At 42.4% G+C, this 18,124-nt stretch carries 13 protein-coding genes and 1 pseudogene; 5 read left to right on the forward strand and 9 right to left on the reverse strand.

Going from position 1 to position 18,124, the window contains the following annotated elements:
- Positions 1 to 13: 13 nt before the first annotated feature.
- The gene (gene nrdD, locus CAG58_RS00130) at positions 14 to 2,134 is read right to left on the reverse strand and encodes an anaerobic ribonucleoside-triphosphate reductase (RefSeq protein ID WP_154171124.1); all 2,121 of its coding nucleotides are present in this window, start codon (positions 2,132 to 2,134) and stop codon (positions 14 to 16) included.
- A gap of 289 nt (positions 2,135 to 2,423) precedes the next feature.
- Between nrdD and CAG58_RS00135 the strand changes: the two genes are divergently transcribed.
- Positions 2,424 to 3,323, forward strand: a complete 900-nt coding sequence (locus CAG58_RS00135; protein ID WP_202598153.1) for an endonuclease/exonuclease/phosphatase family protein — start codon at positions 2,424 to 2,426, stop codon at positions 3,321 to 3,323.
- A gap of 88 nt (positions 3,324 to 3,411) precedes the next feature.
- On the opposite strand, the gene CAG58_RS00140 is transcribed toward CAG58_RS00135, so the two are convergent.
- The 3 genes from CAG58_RS00140 to CAG58_RS00150 are packed head-to-tail and all read right to left on the reverse strand — an operon-like array spanning position 3,412 to position 4,627.
- Positions 3,412 to 3,843, reverse strand: a complete 432-nt coding sequence (locus tag CAG58_RS00140) for a YeeE/YedE family protein (protein ID WP_161426727.1) — start codon at positions 3,841 to 3,843, stop codon at positions 3,412 to 3,414.
- Between the two features lie 33 nt (positions 3,844 to 3,876).
- Positions 3,877 to 4,296, reverse strand: coding sequence for a YeeE/YedE family protein (locus CAG58_RS00145; protein ID WP_158145028.1), 420 nt, complete (start codon positions 4,294 to 4,296; stop codon positions 3,877 to 3,879).
- Between the two features lie 10 nt (positions 4,297 to 4,306).
- Positions 4,307 to 4,627, reverse strand: coding sequence for an ArsR/SmtB family transcription factor (locus CAG58_RS00150; RefSeq protein WP_154171127.1), 321 nt, complete (start codon positions 4,625 to 4,627; stop codon positions 4,307 to 4,309).
- Positions 4,628 to 4,771: 144 nt separating this feature from the next.
- Here CAG58_RS00150 and CAG58_RS00155 point away from each other — a divergent pair, with 144 nt between their 5' ends.
- Positions 4,772 to 6,475 carry an FAD-dependent oxidoreductase gene (locus CAG58_RS00155; RefSeq protein ID WP_161425339.1) on the forward strand — a complete coding sequence of 568 codons (1,704 nt, stop codon included), beginning with the start codon at positions 4,772 to 4,774 and terminating at the stop codon, positions 6,473 to 6,475.
- A gap of 66 nt (positions 6,476 to 6,541) precedes the next feature.
- Here the strand turns inward: CAG58_RS00155 and melB are convergent, their stop codons facing one another.
- On the reverse strand, positions 6,542 to 7,903 hold the full coding sequence (gene melB, locus CAG58_RS00160) for a melibiose:sodium transporter MelB (RefSeq protein WP_161429762.1): 1,362 nt from the start codon (positions 7,901 to 7,903) through the stop codon (positions 6,542 to 6,544).
- Between the two features lie 327 nt (positions 7,904 to 8,230).
- A complete protein-coding gene (locus tag CAG58_RS00165) occupies positions 8,231 to 10,348 on the reverse strand; it encodes an alpha-galactosidase (RefSeq protein WP_161425333.1) in 2,118 nt (705 codons plus the stop codon).
- Between the two features lie 686 nt (positions 10,349 to 11,034).
- On the opposite strand from CAG58_RS00165, the gene CAG58_RS00170 reads away from it, so the two are divergent.
- The 3 genes from CAG58_RS00170 to CAG58_RS00180 all read left to right on the forward strand — a co-directional run bounded on the left by CAG58_RS00170 (position 11,035) and on the right by CAG58_RS00180 (position 16,550).
- On the forward strand, positions 11,035 to 14,139 hold the full coding sequence (locus CAG58_RS00170) for a beta-galactosidase (protein WP_161429763.1): 3,105 nt from the start codon (positions 11,035 to 11,037) through the stop codon (positions 14,137 to 14,139).
- Between the two features lie 153 nt (positions 14,140 to 14,292).
- Positions 14,293 to 15,309, forward strand: a complete 1,017-nt coding sequence (locus CAG58_RS00175; protein WP_161429764.1) for a substrate-binding domain-containing protein — start codon at positions 14,293 to 14,295, stop codon at positions 15,307 to 15,309.
- Positions 15,310 to 15,551: 242 nt separating this feature from the next.
- A complete protein-coding gene (locus CAG58_RS00180) occupies positions 15,552 to 16,550 on the forward strand; it encodes a substrate-binding domain-containing protein (protein ID WP_161429765.1) in 999 nt (332 codons plus the stop codon).
- A gap of 73 nt (positions 16,551 to 16,623) precedes the next feature.
- Here CAG58_RS00180 and CAG58_RS17110 read toward each other — a convergent pair.
- The 3 genes and pseudogenes from CAG58_RS17110 to CAG58_RS00190 form a co-directional block, all read right to left on the reverse strand.
- Positions 16,624 to 16,761 (reverse strand): annotated as a pseudogene (locus tag CAG58_RS17110) (MFS transporter); the annotation flags it as partial.
- Positions 16,758 to 17,822, reverse strand: a complete 1,065-nt coding sequence (gene galM / locus CAG58_RS00185; RefSeq protein ID WP_161429766.1) for a galactose-1-epimerase — start codon at positions 17,820 to 17,822, stop codon at positions 16,758 to 16,760. The pseudogene CAG58_RS17110 and the gene galM, both read right to left, overlap by 4 nt.
- A 27-nt stretch (positions 17,823 to 17,849) precedes the next feature.
- A partial coding sequence (locus CAG58_RS00190) for a transposase (protein ID WP_161439680.1) occupies positions 17,850 to 18,124 on the reverse strand: 275 nt, incomplete at its 5' end.

Below are 18,124 nucleotides of genomic sequence, written 5' to 3' on the forward strand. Positions count from 1 at the left end.
ATGATAAAAGCCGTCATAGGTGTTTCACTCGTCGCTTGACTTCTTCTTGTTTACCGAAGTTAAACGGTCTTGCATCCGGACTACCGAGATAACCACAAACTCGGCGCGTGACCGATACTTTTGCAGAGTCATGATTACCACATTTAGGACAAACAAAGCCTTTGCTGGTACAAGAAAATTCACCAGTAAATCCGCACTCATAACACTCATCTATCGGCGTATTGGTGCCGTAGTATGGCACTCGGCTATAGCTGTAATCCCAAACGTTTTCCAATGCTTCAATATTGAGCTGCATATTAGGAAATTCGCCATAACAGATAAAACCGCCACTGGATATCGCTGGGTATGGCATTTCAAAGTCAATTTTATCGTATGGATTAACTTTCTTCTCTACATCTAAGTGAAAACTATTGGTGTAATAGCCCTTATCAGTTACTCCAGCAATAATCCCAAATTCTTTGCTGTCAATTTGGCAGAAACGGCTGCACAAATTTTCACTGGGCGTAGCGTACAAGCTGAACGCGTAGCCAGTCTCTTCTTTCCATTGATCCACTGCCGCACGCATGCGACTGATAATAGTTAACGCGTGATCGCGTAAAGCCGGACTATCATAAACGTGCTGTTGTGAACCAAACAGCGCATTAATGGTTTCATGTAAACCAATATAACCCAACGAAATAGACGCTCGGCCATCTTTAAAAATTTGCGCAATCGTATCATCGGCTTGCAAACGAACACCACAAGCCCCTTCCATATAAAGAATCGGCGCGACCCGCGCTTTAACATTCTCTAAACGACTAATACGAGTCTCTAATGCTCGACGAGCCAGCAGTAATTGCTGATCTAACAAACGATAGAACTGGTCGACATCCCCCTTGGCTTTCAGTGCGATACGCGGCAGGTTTAAACTCACTACACCTAAGTTATTACGCCCTTCATGAACAAGCTCGCCCTGCTCTTGGTATGTATTGAGGAAGCTTCGACAACCCATTGGGGTTTTGAATGAACCCGTGACTTCAACCACTTTGTCGTAATTAAGAATATCGGGGTACATACGCTTCGACGCGCACTCTAAAGCCAGCTGCTTAATATCGTAGTTGGTGTCACCGGGTTTATGGTTCAAACCTTGTTTAATCGCAAAGACTAATTTCGGGAATACGGCGGTTTTACGATTTTTACCAAGCCCAGCGATACGATTTTTTAAGATCGATTGCTGAATTAAGCGCGCTTCCCACGACGTACCTAAGCCAAAACCAAACGTGACAAAAGGGGTTTGCCCATTAGCCGTGTGCAAGGTATTGACTTCATATTCCAGCGATTGGAAGGCGTCGTAACACTCTTTCTCGGTACGAGACATAGCAAAATCTTGTGCATTAGCAATGTGCCACTCTTCGGCAATCGCCAAATGTTTGTGATAGCTTGCCGTCACGTAAGGGGCAAGCACTTCATCAATGCGGTTGATTGTGGTGCCACCGTAAATATGGCTAGCGACTTGGGCGATAATTTGCGCGGTTACTGCCGTGGCGGTAGAAATCGATTTCGGTGTATCAATCTCAGCATTACCCATCTTGAAACCATGAGTAAGCATCCCCTGCAAATCAATCAGCATGCAGTTAAACATTGGGAAAAATGGCGCGTAGTCAAGATCGTGATAGTGGATATCGCCTTGCTCATGGGCTTGTACAATATCTCGGGGGAGAATTCGGGTTTTGGCGTAATGTTTAGCAACAATCCCCGCTAATAAGTCTCGCTGAGTTGGGATCACTTTACCGTCTTTATTGGCATTCTCATTGAGTAGATCGGCATTACTTTCTTCAATCAGACCTTCAATTTCTTTGGTTAGCGTACTCTGCTTTTCACGGGCAATATCGCGATCGTGACGATATTCAATGTAGGAGCGAGCCAAACCTTTATACGGCCCTTGCATCAGTTCATTTTCAACCAAGGTTTGAATCTCAGCAATATGAACCTGCTGCTGACCCTCAAGTTGTAATTCAACCGCTAACGCGACATTGAGTGCATAAATAGCAATCTCGCTGGTGACTTGATCAGCAGCGCTTTCTACCGCCGCTTGAATACGATCTCGGCTAAACGACGCTTTAGAGCCGTCACGCTTGATTACGATTGGTTTCATGATATCTCCTTACCCAGAATATCCACACGCTTATCCACAAATACACCATATAGATAAAAGTCTGCACCGCTAACACAATATGTTGTGGCATATTAGACGAAATGCCGCCATGAGGCGTATTGATTTAGATCAATAAAAACCAGACCATGGACAAGAAGAAGACGATATTGAGGTCAGAGATCGCAATCTATTGAGAAACGATGAAAATAGGCATTTTCTCAAACAACGTATTGATTTTTTAAAAAGCCTGCTAGGCTAAGGACTTAAGATTCAACGGATGAAAATAACCATGATAACCCGATTTCTGTCACGATTGACTCTGTGTGTGGTGTTGCTCAGCTCATTTTGTGGCTATGCACAACCGATCAGTATCACAACCTGGAATATAGAATGGCTGACCTTAAATCCCGATGCGCCTGACGATAAGGGCAAACGTAGCGAAGCGGATTTTCAAGTCTTGTCTCGACATTTTCAGCGTTTCAGACCTGATGTACTGGCTTTTCAAGAAGTGGATAGTATTGCTGCCATCCAAAAGGTGGTGGGTAATGAGTATCGAATTGTTTTATCTGAACGCGCCATGCCACAACATCAGCAGCATCAATTCAGTAAACTCAATCAATATACAGGTTTTGCTATCAAATCAACGATCCCTTTTGATACACCAGCTGATATTGATCTCTATGGACGGGCTAATCATAAACTGCGCTTCGCCACGTATGTGATTCTCTATCCTGATAATCCGAACGAGATCCACTTGCTTTCAGTGCATTTAAAAGCTGGATGCGCTGGAGTCTTCCATCCCAATACTGACAGTTGCCAAATTTTAAAAACTCAGGGCAAAGCACTCAATCGTTGGCTACAAGAGCGAGAGCGTCATCAACACGCGTTTATGATCTTAGGGGATTTCAATCATAATCTCGCCTACCATGGGGATTGGCTATGGAAAATAATTAACCAAGAGTTAAACAAGCCAGTGCAACTCGCGACTCAAGAAACGCCCGCACGCTGCCAAGTTCGCTCTCGCCGTCAGCCAGATAAATTGCACCGCTTTCGTTCGTTAATTGATCATATCATTGTCAGTAGCCAAGTGAGCTATCAGCAAGTACAACAAATGATTTTTCCTAACGATGAAGTGCTGCGCTACCGACTGAGTGATCATTGTCCGATTCATGGTCAATTTCACTGGTAATTCTTTTACAGTCTATTAAGACCAGATAAAAAAACAGGCGTATTGAATGACATTTTTCAATACGCCATAAACCAAACCACTTAAGTAACTAGTTTTTGGTTTTTAGCCATTGTCCCATGACAAATAAACCCACCAACATAGCCACAAAAAATACCCATACGTCACGGTTACCTAGCGCTAAACTTGACACTGCTGGCCCTGGGCAGATGCCTGCTAACCCCCAACCCAAGCCGAAAATAACCGCGCCGCTAATTAGACGACTATCGAGATGAGGATTATTCGCCAAACTAAAACTCGAGGCATTAAGGGGCTTAGCTTTTGGCTTGATCACAATAAAATAAGCAGGCATAAAGACCAATAATGCACCACCCATCACAAACATTAGACTTGGATCCCAAGCGCCAGCAACATCTAAAAAGCCAATCACCTTAGTCGGATCCGCCATACCAGAAATCACCATACCGAGACCAAACAATAAGCCCGTTACCAGTGACGTTAAACGAAATAAGAACGTATTCATGATCTATCCTTACTAATAAAAAAAGCTATGCGTTTAAAGAAGATGCAAACGAACAAAGACGGTAATACCAGCAACCAACATAAAGATCCCCGTAGCAACAATAGAGCGCAGCGACAAACGTCCAATACCACAGATACCATGGCCACTGGTACAACCATTACCTAAGCGAGTGCCTAAACCAACCAGTAAACCGGCGATGATTAACATTCCTGTACTCGATGAGTACTGTAAAGGCACTTCGGCTCCCAGTAAGCGCACCCCAAACACGCCTCCCGCCACCAAACCAATCATAAATAACCAGCGCCATGCGGTATCTTGCGCTTTGGGGGTTAATAAACCACCAAGGATGCCGCTGATCCCAGCAACTTTACCGTTGAGCAGTAACAGCAACGTCGCGGAAACGCCGAGTAACATTCCGCCGAATAGTGAATACCAAGGAATTGAAAATGTCATAATTACCTCATCATGAGTTAGCGTTATTTGGGTGACAAAAAATACGTTGTAAACTAGCGATTAGTTGTTTAACTCTATGATCAGCCAAAGAATAAAAAACTTGTTGCGAGCGTTTACGTGCGCTGATCAATCGCTGTTTACGCAGTAAAGCAAGATGCTGCGATAAGGCGGATTGACTCAATAAAGACGCTTGTTGTAACTGAGCTACCGCGACTTCACCTTCAATCAACTGACACAGCACCATCATCCGTTCAGGATGGGCCATAATTTTTAATAATTCCGTGACCTCATCAATATGAACTTGCATTTGATCAATATTTATCTCAGCCATACGCTTATCTCCGGTCACACTGTCAACATAATAGTAATCAATCACTAAATTAGTCAACACTTATTTAGATTAATAAAAATTAGAACAATCTAATTTATTGACTTATACTGTTGCCAGTATTTTTAAAAGCTAGAAGAGGTAATCATGACCAAAATCGTTATTATTGGTGGCGTCGCAGGTGGCGCATCCGCAGCAGCCAGAGCTCGTCGTTTAAGTGAAGAGGCTGAAATAATCATGTTTGAACGGGGGCCGTTCATTTCCTTTGCTAATTGCGGTTTGCCTTATCACATCGGCGGCGATATTCAGGATCGCAGCAAATTGCTGCTACAAACACCAGAAAGTTTTCTTGCTCGTTTTAACGTTGATGTGCGAGTGATGAATGAAGTGATAGCAATCAATCGCTCAGAAAAAACGGTTACCGTGAAAAACCTTGTCGATGGTACCGAATATAACGAATCGTATGATTTCTTACTGCTTAGCCCAGGAGCAAGTCCGATAGTTCCCCCTATTGCTGGTCTTGATAATCCACTTACACATTCGCTGCGTAACATTCCCGATATGGATCGTATTATCCAAACGATCCAGATGAACAAGCCCACCCACGCGACTGTCGTCGGTGGTGGTTTTATTGGTTTAGAAATGATGGAAGCTTTTCATCAACTTGGGATTAAAACCACGCTGATTGAAATGGCCGATCAAGTAATGACACCCGTCGATAGAGAAATGGCCGGCTTTGTCCACCATGAAATTCGCAACCAAGGCATCGATTTACGTTTAGATGTCGCATTGCAATCGGTTGAATTTGTCGCAACCACTTCCATTGCGAATACCGATGCTGGCGAGCAAGATTCTACTCAGCATTTGTGTGGCCAACTTTCATTAACATTAAGTAATGGCGACTCGTTAACCACTGAGCTATTGATTATGGCGATTGGCGTACGGCCTGAAACCACACTAGCGCAACAAGCAGGATTAGAGATTGGTCAACTCGGTGGTATCTGGACTAACGCAGAAATGCAAACCAGTGATCCTTTTATTTATGCCGTTGGCGATGCGGTTGAAGAGCAAGACTTTGTAACAGGTAAACCAACACTCGTGCCACTGGCGGGGCCTGCAAATCGGCAAGGTAGAATGGCAGCCGACAATATGTTTGGTCGCCAAGAAACGTATCAAGGAACACAAGGCACCGCTATTTGTAAAGTCTTTGATCTTGCCGTTGCTTCCACGGGTAAAAACGAAAAACAGTTAAAACGTGAAGGGATCGAATACGAAAAAGTCTACGTCCACACCGCCAGCCATGCCAGCTACTATCCGGGGGCAGAAATTGTCTCATTTAAAATGTTATTTGATCCCAATAATGGCAAAATATTCGGCGCGCAAGCGGTTGGCAAAGACGGAATTGATAAACGTATTGATGTGATGGCCGTAGCGCAACGCGCTGGTATGACAGTGGAACAACTTCAGCACCTAGAGTTAACTTACGCGCCACCGTACGGCAGTGCAAAAGATGTGATTAACCAAGCCGCGTTTGTGGCTACCAACCTGATGAAAGGTGATGCAAAAGCGATTCACTTTGATCAACTCGCCACCCTGAGTGACAATCAGATTATTTTAGATGTGCGCAATCCTGAAGAACGCCAAGAGGGTTGTTATCTACAAGGGGATATCAATATTCCGGTGGACCAATTACGCCAACGACTTAATGAGCTACCTAAAGACAAAGAGATCATCATCTACTGTCAAGTTGGCTTACGGGGTAACGTCGCCTATCGTCAACTAGTCAACAACGGCTTTAAAGCTCGTAATTTAATTGGTGGATATCGTACTTATTTTTATTCCAAAGTGTGATAACCACTTTATATATCGAAGAGATAGAGCATCCTGAACAATCAGCGCAGGATGCTCATCATATAATTATGCTACCACTTGCTTTCGAACAGTCTCTTCTTTCATTTTGGTTGCATCAAAACCATCATGCAAATGGTAATAACGCTGATAAATCATACCGCTCACTAACATTAAAACGGCAGGTAATCCTATCATGATGAACTTTAGTCCAGCGATCGTACTCTCTGTTTGCTCAACATTGGGGACATATCCAATAACGCTCAGACCTATACCAACGATAAAACCGCCTGCTGCACCAGCAAATTTAACCAGCATGGTTTGCACAGAAAAAATAACACTTTCACTACGACGTCCCGTTCTATATTCACCATAATCTACGACATCAGCCAACATTACGGTTTGAAGAGCGTTGGCAATACCTACACCAAATTTAATAGCAGCCCCTGCGATTCCAATGATAATTACATTGGCCGGAGCAACAAATCCCATAATTAATAAAATAAAGCAGGATAAAATTGGAAATCCACAGGCAATCATCCACAAATATTTACGAGGTAATAAGGCTGCAATTCTCGGAAATAAAAACACACCAGCTACTTCAGCAATACCGGCAAACATCATATAAACAGGAAATAATTCTGCTTTATTTAATGCATAAGAAAAATAATAGATAGCAAAACCACCAACAAGAAGGTTCGCGATTTGAAATGAAAGAACGGTACCAATCAATGCTTTAAGTTGATCATTTTTTCCAATAATCGTTAATACATCTTTAAAGCTAAATTTTGCTATCGTCATCGGAGGGGCTATTTTTTCTTTTACATTACGCGCAATTAAAAAAGCACTCATAATAAATAGTACAGCAATCAGCATCGCAACATTAAAAAATCCTTTACCTTGATCACCTTGCCCTAGCTGACCAACAATATATAAACCATAAGTTCCGGTCACAAACCAAGCAAGACTTGCAAATAAACGCGGCCATACCACTAATTTTTCTCTCTCCTGACGAGAACTAGATAGCGCTGGAATCATTGACCAGTAAGGAATATCCATGATGGTGTATGTTAATCCCCACAAAATATAAGCGGCGGCAGCATAGATATAAAGCGTTGTACCTTCAAACATATGTGTACTAAATAAGCCAACCAGAACGACCGCATTTAGCAGTGTACCAATGACAATCCATGGGCGGAATTTGCCAAACTTTGAGCGCGTATTATCGACAATGACTCCCATCATAGGGTCAGTGATCGCATCAATAATACGAGCAGCTAAAAAGATGGTACCAACGAAAGCCGCGGGTAAGCCGGCAACGTCAGTGAAGTAGAACATTAAGAAAATATAGATAGGAGCACAGGCAAAATCTTTACCGAGTGCACCAAGGCCGTAAGAAACCTTAGTTTGTAGCGTAATTTTATCAGACATAATCGTTCCTTAGTATCGTACTGCTATGAGTTTCTTGATAAGAACTCATGGCATCAATGTCTTTTATTTATTGTTCGATGCTAATGCTATCTATACACCTGATACCTTACTGTGATCTATCACCAGCTTATGGAAACGTTTACATCGGAGTTTAAAAAATGAGACATAGCACATAAACAATCCCTGGATAACATTAAAAATTATTAAAATCAAAATGTTATAATAATCAAATTATGGTTAACATTACTTTTAAGCAACGCGAACAGCCGTTTAACCAGAAGGTTAAACGGCCTAAAAATATCAACAGTGAGGATTTAACGAATACACTTAATCCATACGTTCGAACTTGACCAATATTGCCGTTTCAGGATCCAAAATTGGTATTGTTAGACCAACTTTCTCACACCATAAACCCGAAACTTCACAACCAGACTCAGTCCAGAGAGGCTGATAATTGACAATATCATCGTAATTTGAAGGTTTATCTAGAAGAAAAACTCGATATAAGCCTTGTGACGCTAATCCCGGAACTCTCAGCTGGCCGCTTAATGAATTGGTTGGCATCGCAAGCTGAGCGATCATCGCAACCGCTTCAGATTGATTATTGGCTACCACAACATGGATTTGGTGCGCTTGGTCATCGGTAGGTACTCGCCAAGTTCTACCACTGTGTAGTAATGGACGTAATATCTTGTGTAATTTAATATAACGCTCAAAACCTTTTTTTTCTGATTTTGTTTCTTTAACAGGGTCTAGTTCTATTCCCATATGGCCAAATAGCGCAGTCAAACCACGAAATTCTATGCTGTGCTGTCTTCGGGTACTATGACAATGGCTCGATCCTATATGACTTCCCATCACTTCTGGTGGGAAAAAGTAACTCATCCCACGTTGAATCCTTTGACGCTCTAACGCGTCATTATTATCTGAAGCCCAGAAACGATGTGTTCGTTTAAGCACCTCAAAATCGATACGCCCTCCTCCAGCAGCACACGATTCAATCTCAACTTGAGGATGTTTGACTCGAACTTTATCGACCAATTCATAGTAACGTAATGTTTGATTGTACGCTGAGGCTTGGCCTAGATGAGCCGGTTGAACAACTTCACGGTTCATATCCCACTTGATATAGGCAATATTGTAGGTTGATAAAAAATAGTCAAGTCGCTCAAATAAGAAGTTAAAAGCTTCTTCATTCTGTAGATTAATCACATATTGATTGCGTCCAGTAGGTTGCTCATATCCATCAATAGCGAGCAACCACTCTGGATGTGCGCGAAAGAGATCGGAGTTTGTATTGATCATTTCAGGTTCAAACCACAATCCAAACTCCATACCTAATTGATTCACATGTTCGACAATAGGTTGTAAACCATTCGGGTACTTAAATGGGCATAGAAACCAATCTCCTAGGCCAGCTTTATCGCCATTTCTTCCTTTAAACCATCCATCATCAATAATAAAACGCTCAACTCCCATCTCTGCTGCTTGAGTTGCCATTGACATAATATATTCAGGATTATGTTCAAAATAGATACCTTCCCATGTATTTAAATGAATGGGTCTAGGTTTATCACGAAAGCTTTTCGATAAAATGGCATCCCTGACATGTGAATGGAAATGATGGCTCATTCCATTCAACCCAGAATGACTATAACTTGCATAAAGCCAAGGAGTTGTGAGACTTTCCCCCTCTTTAAGCGCGATTTCTCCCGGGAAATAAATGACTTCAGCTTGCATGTAACGACGACCATCTGCTTTTACATCGACTCTTAATCGATGATTTCCACTCCAAGCAAAATGGAAACCCCATACCTCTCCGTTCATTTCATCAAAATGCGAAGTCCCAGCAACAAGCGCAGGATAATGCTCATGAGAAGTTCGACCGCGTCGGTTCTCTTGTTGATAACCGCCTTGTAACAGGGGCTGACGAACCGTTTGGAACTCATGCACCCAGCGTCCATAATAAGTCATCAACTCATTAACACGAACAGGCAGAGGGAGCGTATTAGCAAAACGATTAACTTGGTAAACCCCTGCCCGAATATTGGTCAACGTACAGCGAGTTTGCAAAACATCATGTTCATCGAGTTTTAACTCCGTTTTTAAATGAACACCAGCAGTGACATCCTCACTCTCAATAACAATGTTATCTTTATTTTTCTCGATTTGAGTTATCGCAAATACGGGGGACCAATGTTGGCCATCACGATGACCTTCCAAACCCGGGCTACTAAACACTCCGCGGCCAAGCTCAGGAAGCAAAGTCATTGGTACATCATCATCTAAACGCCCATATGGTACAGGACGGGACAAAGTGAGACGCGATCGCTCAACGCCATCCCCCACATCTATCCCCCAATATAAGACTTCAGCATAATCTCCAAGCTCAACAATAAGTTGAGTCTGCTTACCTGTTAGCTGAACCAGTGTTTTTTGCCGCATGTTTTTTACCTTGATGTTGGGTACAGTTTGGTATGATAGATAAATTGACGAAATAAACTGTGAGCTTCGACAAATAATGATAACGTTTCCATTTTATGCGCAAAACTTTGGAAATATTTATTGGAATTAGTTATTTTTATGACGAAAAGAGTCAGAAAACAAGAAGGCACAGTTTAGTGCGTCAAAAACGTAATCCAACCTAATGAAATAACGCACATCCTGTTATTATAGTCATCTTCATTAGCGCACCTTACTGCTAGCGATTGAGATCAATACTCGTGTTCTCAAGACGTTGAGATCCGTTATAACGTGTCTAAACCTGTTCTTTTTCCTTACCTATGCCAGCACATTTTATTAGGTATTCTTGTCTCTTACTTATTTAACGCCTCATGAAAACATGATGAGAATCACAAAAACAACTCCCTAACAATAGTCAATATTAAAATGCTACCTTTATCATGAAAACGTTTCCAAAATTATTTATACTATTTGCCAGATTAGAAGCTTAGCGAAAAATAAATCCATAGACATAAAGTAAAAAGACAAGTGAGAGTGCTGGGATTTACCCCCTATGCGCAAACTGAAATTTGGCGAGTCAATCTATTAGCAGCAACCGTAGGTTACGTTAACTAAAACGCTTAAGCTCTAAAACTTTATTTAAAAACCGATAATTAGGTAAAGAATTCATGACAACATTTGTAGATATTATTCAACGACGTGACTGGGAGAATCCGCAGTCCGTGAACATTCACTGCCTAAAAGCACACAGCCCACTTCACAGTTTTCGTCACATTGACCATGCGCGTGATGGTATTCATACTCAACGTCAATCACTCAATGGTCAGTGGAAATTCAAGCTCTTCGATAAACCAGAACTAGTCGATGGACAATTCATTGAAACCAGTTTTAATGATGAAAACTGGGATGAGATCACGGTTCCTTCCAACTGGCAGCTACAAGGTTACGACAAGCCCATCTATGCTAACGTCAAGTATCCATTTGAGGTAAAGCCACCATTTGTTCCAGTAGAGAACCCAACGGGCTGCTACCGAACCATCGTTTCACTATCAGCAGACGATCTTACCCATACTCAACGCATCATCTTTGATGGTGTTAACTCTGCATTCCACTTTTGGTGTAATGGGGCATGGGTGGGTTATAGTCAAGATAGTCGTTTACCCGCTGAATTTGACCTGACACCACACCTTGTTGTAGGCGAAAATACGCTTGCCGTAATGGTGATTCGTTGGTGTGACGGCAGTTACTTAGAAGACCAAGACATGTGGTGGCTCAGTGGTATTTTCAGAGATGTCACCCTACTTTCTAAACCTAAGCACTGCATTGAAGATGTCTTCATTACTCCGGATCTCGACGCATGTTATCGCGATGGTTCTCTGTCTATCGTGACTCACATTTCAGCGCCAGACACTTACCAAGTTCAAGTCCAACTTTTTGAGGGTGAGCAGGCAGTAACAGAACCAAAAATTGATCGACCACATAACCGTCGTATTGATGAGCGTGGTACATGGAATGACGTGGTATTCCAGACTCTGCATCTACACAACCCTAAAAAATGGACCGCAGAAACTCCCCATCTATACCGCTTAATCGTCTCATTATTGGATGAAAATGGTCACCACCAAGAAAGTGAAGCATACCAAGTTGGTTTTCGAAAAGTGGAAATCCGTGATGGTCAATTGAAACTCAATGGTAAACCCTTGTTGATCCGTGGCGTTAACCGCCATGAGCATCATCCAGAGCTAGGCCATGTAATGACAGAAGAAGATATGATCCGCGATATCTGTCTAATGAAACAATACAACTTCAACGCAGTTCGTACCGCTCATTATCCCAATCACCCACGTTGGTATGAACTGTGTGATCAATACGGTTTGTATGTATGCGATGAAGCCAATATCGAAACTCACGGTATGCAACCGATGAATCGCCTTTCAAGCGATCCACAATGGGCACACGCCTACATGAGTCGCTATACCCAAATGATCATGCGTGATAAGAATCACCCGTCGATTATTATTTGGTCGTTGGGTAACGAATCTGGTCATGGCAGTAACCACAATGCCATGTACGCTTGGTCAAAAAATTACGACCCTTCTCGTCCGGTACAATACGAAGGAGGTGGAGCTAACACAGAGGCAACGGATATCATTGCTCCTATGTATGCCCGCGTGAATACAACGATAAAAGATGAAGCCGTACCGAAATGGTCAATCAAGAAATGGATTTCGTTGCCCAATGAAACTCGCCCACTAATATTATGTGAATACGCCCATGCCATGGGCAATAGTCTAGGCAGTTTTAACGAGTATTGGGATGCATTTCGAGAATTCCCTCGCCTTCAAGGTGGTTTTGTTTGGGATTGGGTTGATCAAGGTTTAAGCCAGTGGGATGAGAATGGTCAACACTTTTGGGCCTATGGTGGAGATTTCGGTGATGAAATCAACGACCGACAGTTCTGCATCAATGGCTTGATTTTCCCAGATCGCACGGTACACCCTACGTTAGAAGAAGCCAAACATTGTCAACGTATGATTAGCGTTTCACTACAAGGACAAACGAATGGAGTTTGTCAGCTATTAGTGACAAATGAACATTTATTCCGTGCTATCGATAACGAACAATTAAACTGGTCACTATTGGAAAATGGCAAAGCGATTCAATCTGGTTCAATAGCACTGAATATCAAGGCAGATAGCCAAGAAATCATATCAGTTGATTTAAATTTTACCCCCCGATTAGACGCACAATATCACTTAAATACTGATATTATCTTGGTTGAAAAGACACTTTGGGCACCCGCTGGCCACATCTGTGCTTCGGAGCAGTTTGCACTTTATCATGGCAAAGGCCTAATGATGCCGAAGCTGGAAATCCAACCACCACCACTAATGAGCCAAACCAATAACATGATTATGATCACGAGCCTAGATGGTCAGCATCAATGGTGTTGGGATAGCCAAACAGGCTTGATGATTGATTGGAAAGTCAACGGTAAAGCTCAGCTACTAACTGCGCCACAAGATAACTTCTTCCGAGCACCACTGGATAACGACATCGGTATAAGTGAAGTAGATAATGTGGATCCAAACGCTTGGGTATGTCGTTGGGACAACGCTGGTATTGGCCGATGGAAGCGCGAATGTGTAAGCTGTCATAGTGAAACACTCACACACTCGGTACAAGTAACCTCAATTTTCGCTTATCAATTTAATGGCATCATTCAAGCGATCACCTCGTGGACACAAACACTAAAAAATAGTGGAGAGATGCAACTAAACGTTGATGTAAAACTGGCCGACGAACTCCCTCCAATACCACGCATTGGTTTGGAGCTCATTTTGCCCTTGAATGAGAAAAATCCTATCATTACATGGCAAGGCTTAGGCCCATTTGAAAACTATCCAGATCGCTTGTCCGCTGCACGTTTTGGCTGTTACGAAAAAACATTACAGCAAATGCACACACCCTATATCTTCCCGACCGATAATGGGCTACGTTGCAACGTTCAAAGATTAAGCCTTAACCAATTAGAAATTATAGGAAACTTTCAATTTAGTGTTAGTCAATATAATCAAGAACAGTTAACCCAAGCAAAACATACCAATGAACTGATCATAGAAGATAAAATATATGTGAGGATTGATCATCAACACATGGGGGTCGGTGGTGACGACTCATGGAGCCCAAGCGTACATAAAGAGTATCAACTTTGTGCGAAATCCTATCAATATAGCCTTACTTTAAAATCCATACTTAACACCGTTAGTTAACTAAATTTGATTTAGCCCCTTGATTATCTCTAGGGGCTTTTTCTAAAGTCGTTAACTCAATATCTTGAAACAACACAACAATCACATTGATAGGATTTGAATTTTCTAGTGATGAGGTGTTAAATGGCACGGCCGACAATACTAGAGAACCCTATGACGACTATCAAAGATGTTGCAAAAGCTGCAGGTGTATCCATAGCGACCGCTTCTCGAGTCATCAATAACTCACCCCAAACGAGTGAAAAAGCGGTTAAAGCCGTACAACAAGCAATGAAAGCATTGGGCTATCGACCCAATGCAAACGCTAGAGCGCTGGTAAGTAAATCCTCCAATACTATTGGCGTATTGGTCAATGATGTCTCATCTCCATTCTTTGGCAGCATGGTCAAAGCCATCGATACCGTCGCTAGTGAACAAGGAAAACAACTACTGATAGGCAGTGGGTACCATGATGCTGATAAAGAAAGAAACGCCATCAACCTACTGATCAATAGCCAATGCGAATCTTTAGTTGTACATAGCAAAGGGATGAGCGATGAAGAACTTCGACAACTGGCTAATGAAATTCCGGGAATGGTGCTGATTAATCGAAGTATTCCTGGAATAGAATCTCGCTGTGTGGCTTTAGATAACTATAAGGGCTCCTACATCGCAACTGAATATTTAATTAAAAATGGCCATAGGGATATTGGCTATATTTGTTCTAGTCATGATATTGCAGATGCGCATGATCGACTCCGAGGCTATTACGATGCTCTGCGAGATAATCATATTACGATAAAAGAAAGTTATATTGAATTTGAAGAACCAGACGAAAAAGGCGGAGAGTTAGCCATGGTCAACCTTCTCGCCAAAAATATGCCATTATCTGCAATTGCAACCTATAACGACTATATGGCTGCAGGTTGTATGGCATTACTACAAGAAAATGAGATACGAATCCCCCAAGATATCTCTATTGTAGGCTTTGACGATGGTCATATCGCACGTTACATCTACCCTCGCCTAACCACTATTCGTTACCCAATACAAGTCATGGCCGCTGAAGCCGTCAAACTTTCAACTCAGTTGATAAATAAAGAGGTAATACAATCCCATACCCAACGTCTATTCTTACCAATATTGGTTAGACGTTCTACTGTGGCCGTGAACAATCAAAACATCACTTAAGGGGATTAATCGGTAGTCAAAAAAAAACAAACAGCTTGAATCATTAATTGGCATATTATTCAATCAATTAGTCGAAAGATTATTATTGATTCATGGTATTATCATCAATCTAACTTGCTAGGCTAAATCTGCCATTAAAGACGCTGATGAGAACCTCTCTTTAGGCTATTAACGTAGTCCGCTCACCAACCGTTGTGTGAGTGTATTCATCACTTATTAAAATGAAAGGTTATATATTATCCATGGCTACCATTAAAGATGTTGCAAAAGCTGCGGGCGTTTCCGTTGCTACCGTTTCCCGCGTACTCAATAAATCCCCGAAAGCCAGTCAAGCGTCAATCCACGCCGTTACAGAAGCAATGAATGCTCTCGGTTATCGACCCAATGCGGCCGCTCGTGCTCTTGTTAGTCAGAGCACAAAAACAATGGGCGTCTTAGTATCAGATGTCTCTGATCCCTTTTTTGGTACTTTAGTCAAAGCCGTCGATACCATTGCCCGAGCAAATGGTAAACACATATTGATCGGTAATGGATACCATAACCCCAATGATGAGCGCCAAGCCTTAGAGTTACTCATCAACAACCGTTGTGATGCACTCGTGGTGCATGCTAAAGGCTTATCTGATGAGGAGTTGATTGGTTACGCCAAAGAGGTCAAAGGTATGGTTCTGATTAATCGCTATATCCCAGAACTAGCCGAGCGCTGTATTTCACTCGATAACCGCAAAGGAGCATTCTTAGCAACGGAATATTTACTTCGTCATGGTCATCGAAAAATTGCTTGTATTGCCTCCTCACAAGACATTGAAGATACCGATGAACGTCTACAAGGCTATCAAGCCGCGCTCAGTGACTATGGTATTGAGCTACCTAAAAGCTACATCGAGTACGGCCCCCCTAATAGTGATGGCGGCGAACTCGCTATGACTAACCTATTAGCAAAGTCATTAGAGATCACGGGAGTCGTCGCCTACAACGATTATATGGCTGCAGGCGCATTGGTGACCTTAGAACAAAATGGGATTGAAGTACCGAATCAGATTTCTATCATTGGCTTTGATGATGGATTAATTGCTCGTTTTGTTCATCCAAGTCTTACTACGATTCGTTATCCTATTGAGATGATGGCTGAACGCGCCGCTCACTTAGCTTTGGCATTATCACGTGATGACGTGATTGAAGAAGAAACAGCCATATTCACCCCAACTCTCGTACGTAGAAACTCTGTCGAACGCTGCTGATCAGCAATCTAATTACGATAAAAAGCCCGCACTTTTTATTAAGCGGGCTTTAACTATAAACAATTGTGGGTATCTAGCTCAATGCTTCATGTGGTTTTACAGACTTAGCCTCTACACCTTCAGCAAATTCACCTCGCTGCAACTTCTCTCGTAAAATTGCGTGTTGATCTTCAGTAAATGTATAACGGGACATAATGAAGATGTACACTAACATTCAAATTGATAAATAGTCCGATGTTGGTAACGTTCCATCGGCATCAATATCCCTCGGTTACGTCCCCATTGTGGCTTGTTTGGGCCATCTGGAAAGTACTGTGTTTCTAGAGCAAGACCATCATAAGATTCATAGATTTTACTTGCACCAGGAGTGCCAGCTAAGAAATTACCCGAATAAAACTGGACGGCTGGTTTTGTGGTTTTAATCGTCATCACCACCTCTTTTTCTGGTGCAATAAGAATCGCGGCGGTAGATATGCCATCGGTCACTTCTGGTTCGAATACGAAGGCGTGATCATAACCACCAGCCATTTTCTGATCCTGCTCAGCAAGAAAGGTTTGACCAATCGGTTTGAGAGCAGTGAAATCAAAGCTGGTACCTAAAACCGACTTCTGCTCACCAAGAGGAATTAACCCCGCATCCGTAGGCAAATAATACTCCGCATGAAGCTGTAAAACGTGATCTAAACTTTTCGCACGGCTTGCCTCACCAGCCAAATTAAAGTAAGCGTGATTGGTTAAATTTACTGGTGATGCTTTGTCCGTCGTCACGTCATAGGAGATAGACAATTGATTGTCATCAGTGAGCTTGTAAGTCACACTAATATCGAGATTACCAGGATAACCTTGGTCACCATCTGGCGATTGAAGCGAATAAACCACATGTTGAATACTTTGTTCCTCGACTTTCCAACGTCGTTTATCAAAGCCATCCAACCCGCCGTGCAGTGAATGGTCACCATTATTGATACCCGTTTGATACGATTTTCCATCTATCTCGAACTGGCCTTTCGCAATTCGGTTAGCAAAACGACCGACAATAGAACCAAAGTAAGCTCCTTGCTTCATGTGTTCAGCCATATTCGGCGAACGCAATAGTACTTCACGGCTCTCACCATTCACTGGTAGTGTGCAGCTCAACCACGTCGCGCCGATATCCATAAACGATGCGGTCATACCATTCGCGTTAATAAGATGAATCAAATTTGCGACTTGACCATCAAACGACGGCGTTTTAGCCATAGCTTGTTCTAGGAGTTCAAAGTGTGCGTTCATCAAATACCCTTACAAGAGACTATGGCGTCAAGAGTTAATTTTGGCGCTGTTTACATCCCACATGCAGCCGTCTCTGAGCATAGAATTTAGGATAACTACCATCTTTCTGACGCAAGCAATGATCGCTACTTTTTTAGGTTTGCCTGCCGCTAATAACTTTTGATAGTGCTGTTTAAAAACAGGATTACATTGCATTGCAGACATCATGGCCATGTACAAAACCGTCCTGACTTGCATGCGTCCGCCTTTGATCATTCTCTTGCCTTTATAACTACCGCTTTCTCGAGTAATGGGAGCGACAC

It is taken from the genome of Vibrio sp. V31_P5A7T61, assembly GCF_009904895.1.
GTDB lineage: Bacteria > Pseudomonadota > Gammaproteobacteria > Enterobacterales > Vibrionaceae > Vibrio > Vibrio metschnikovii.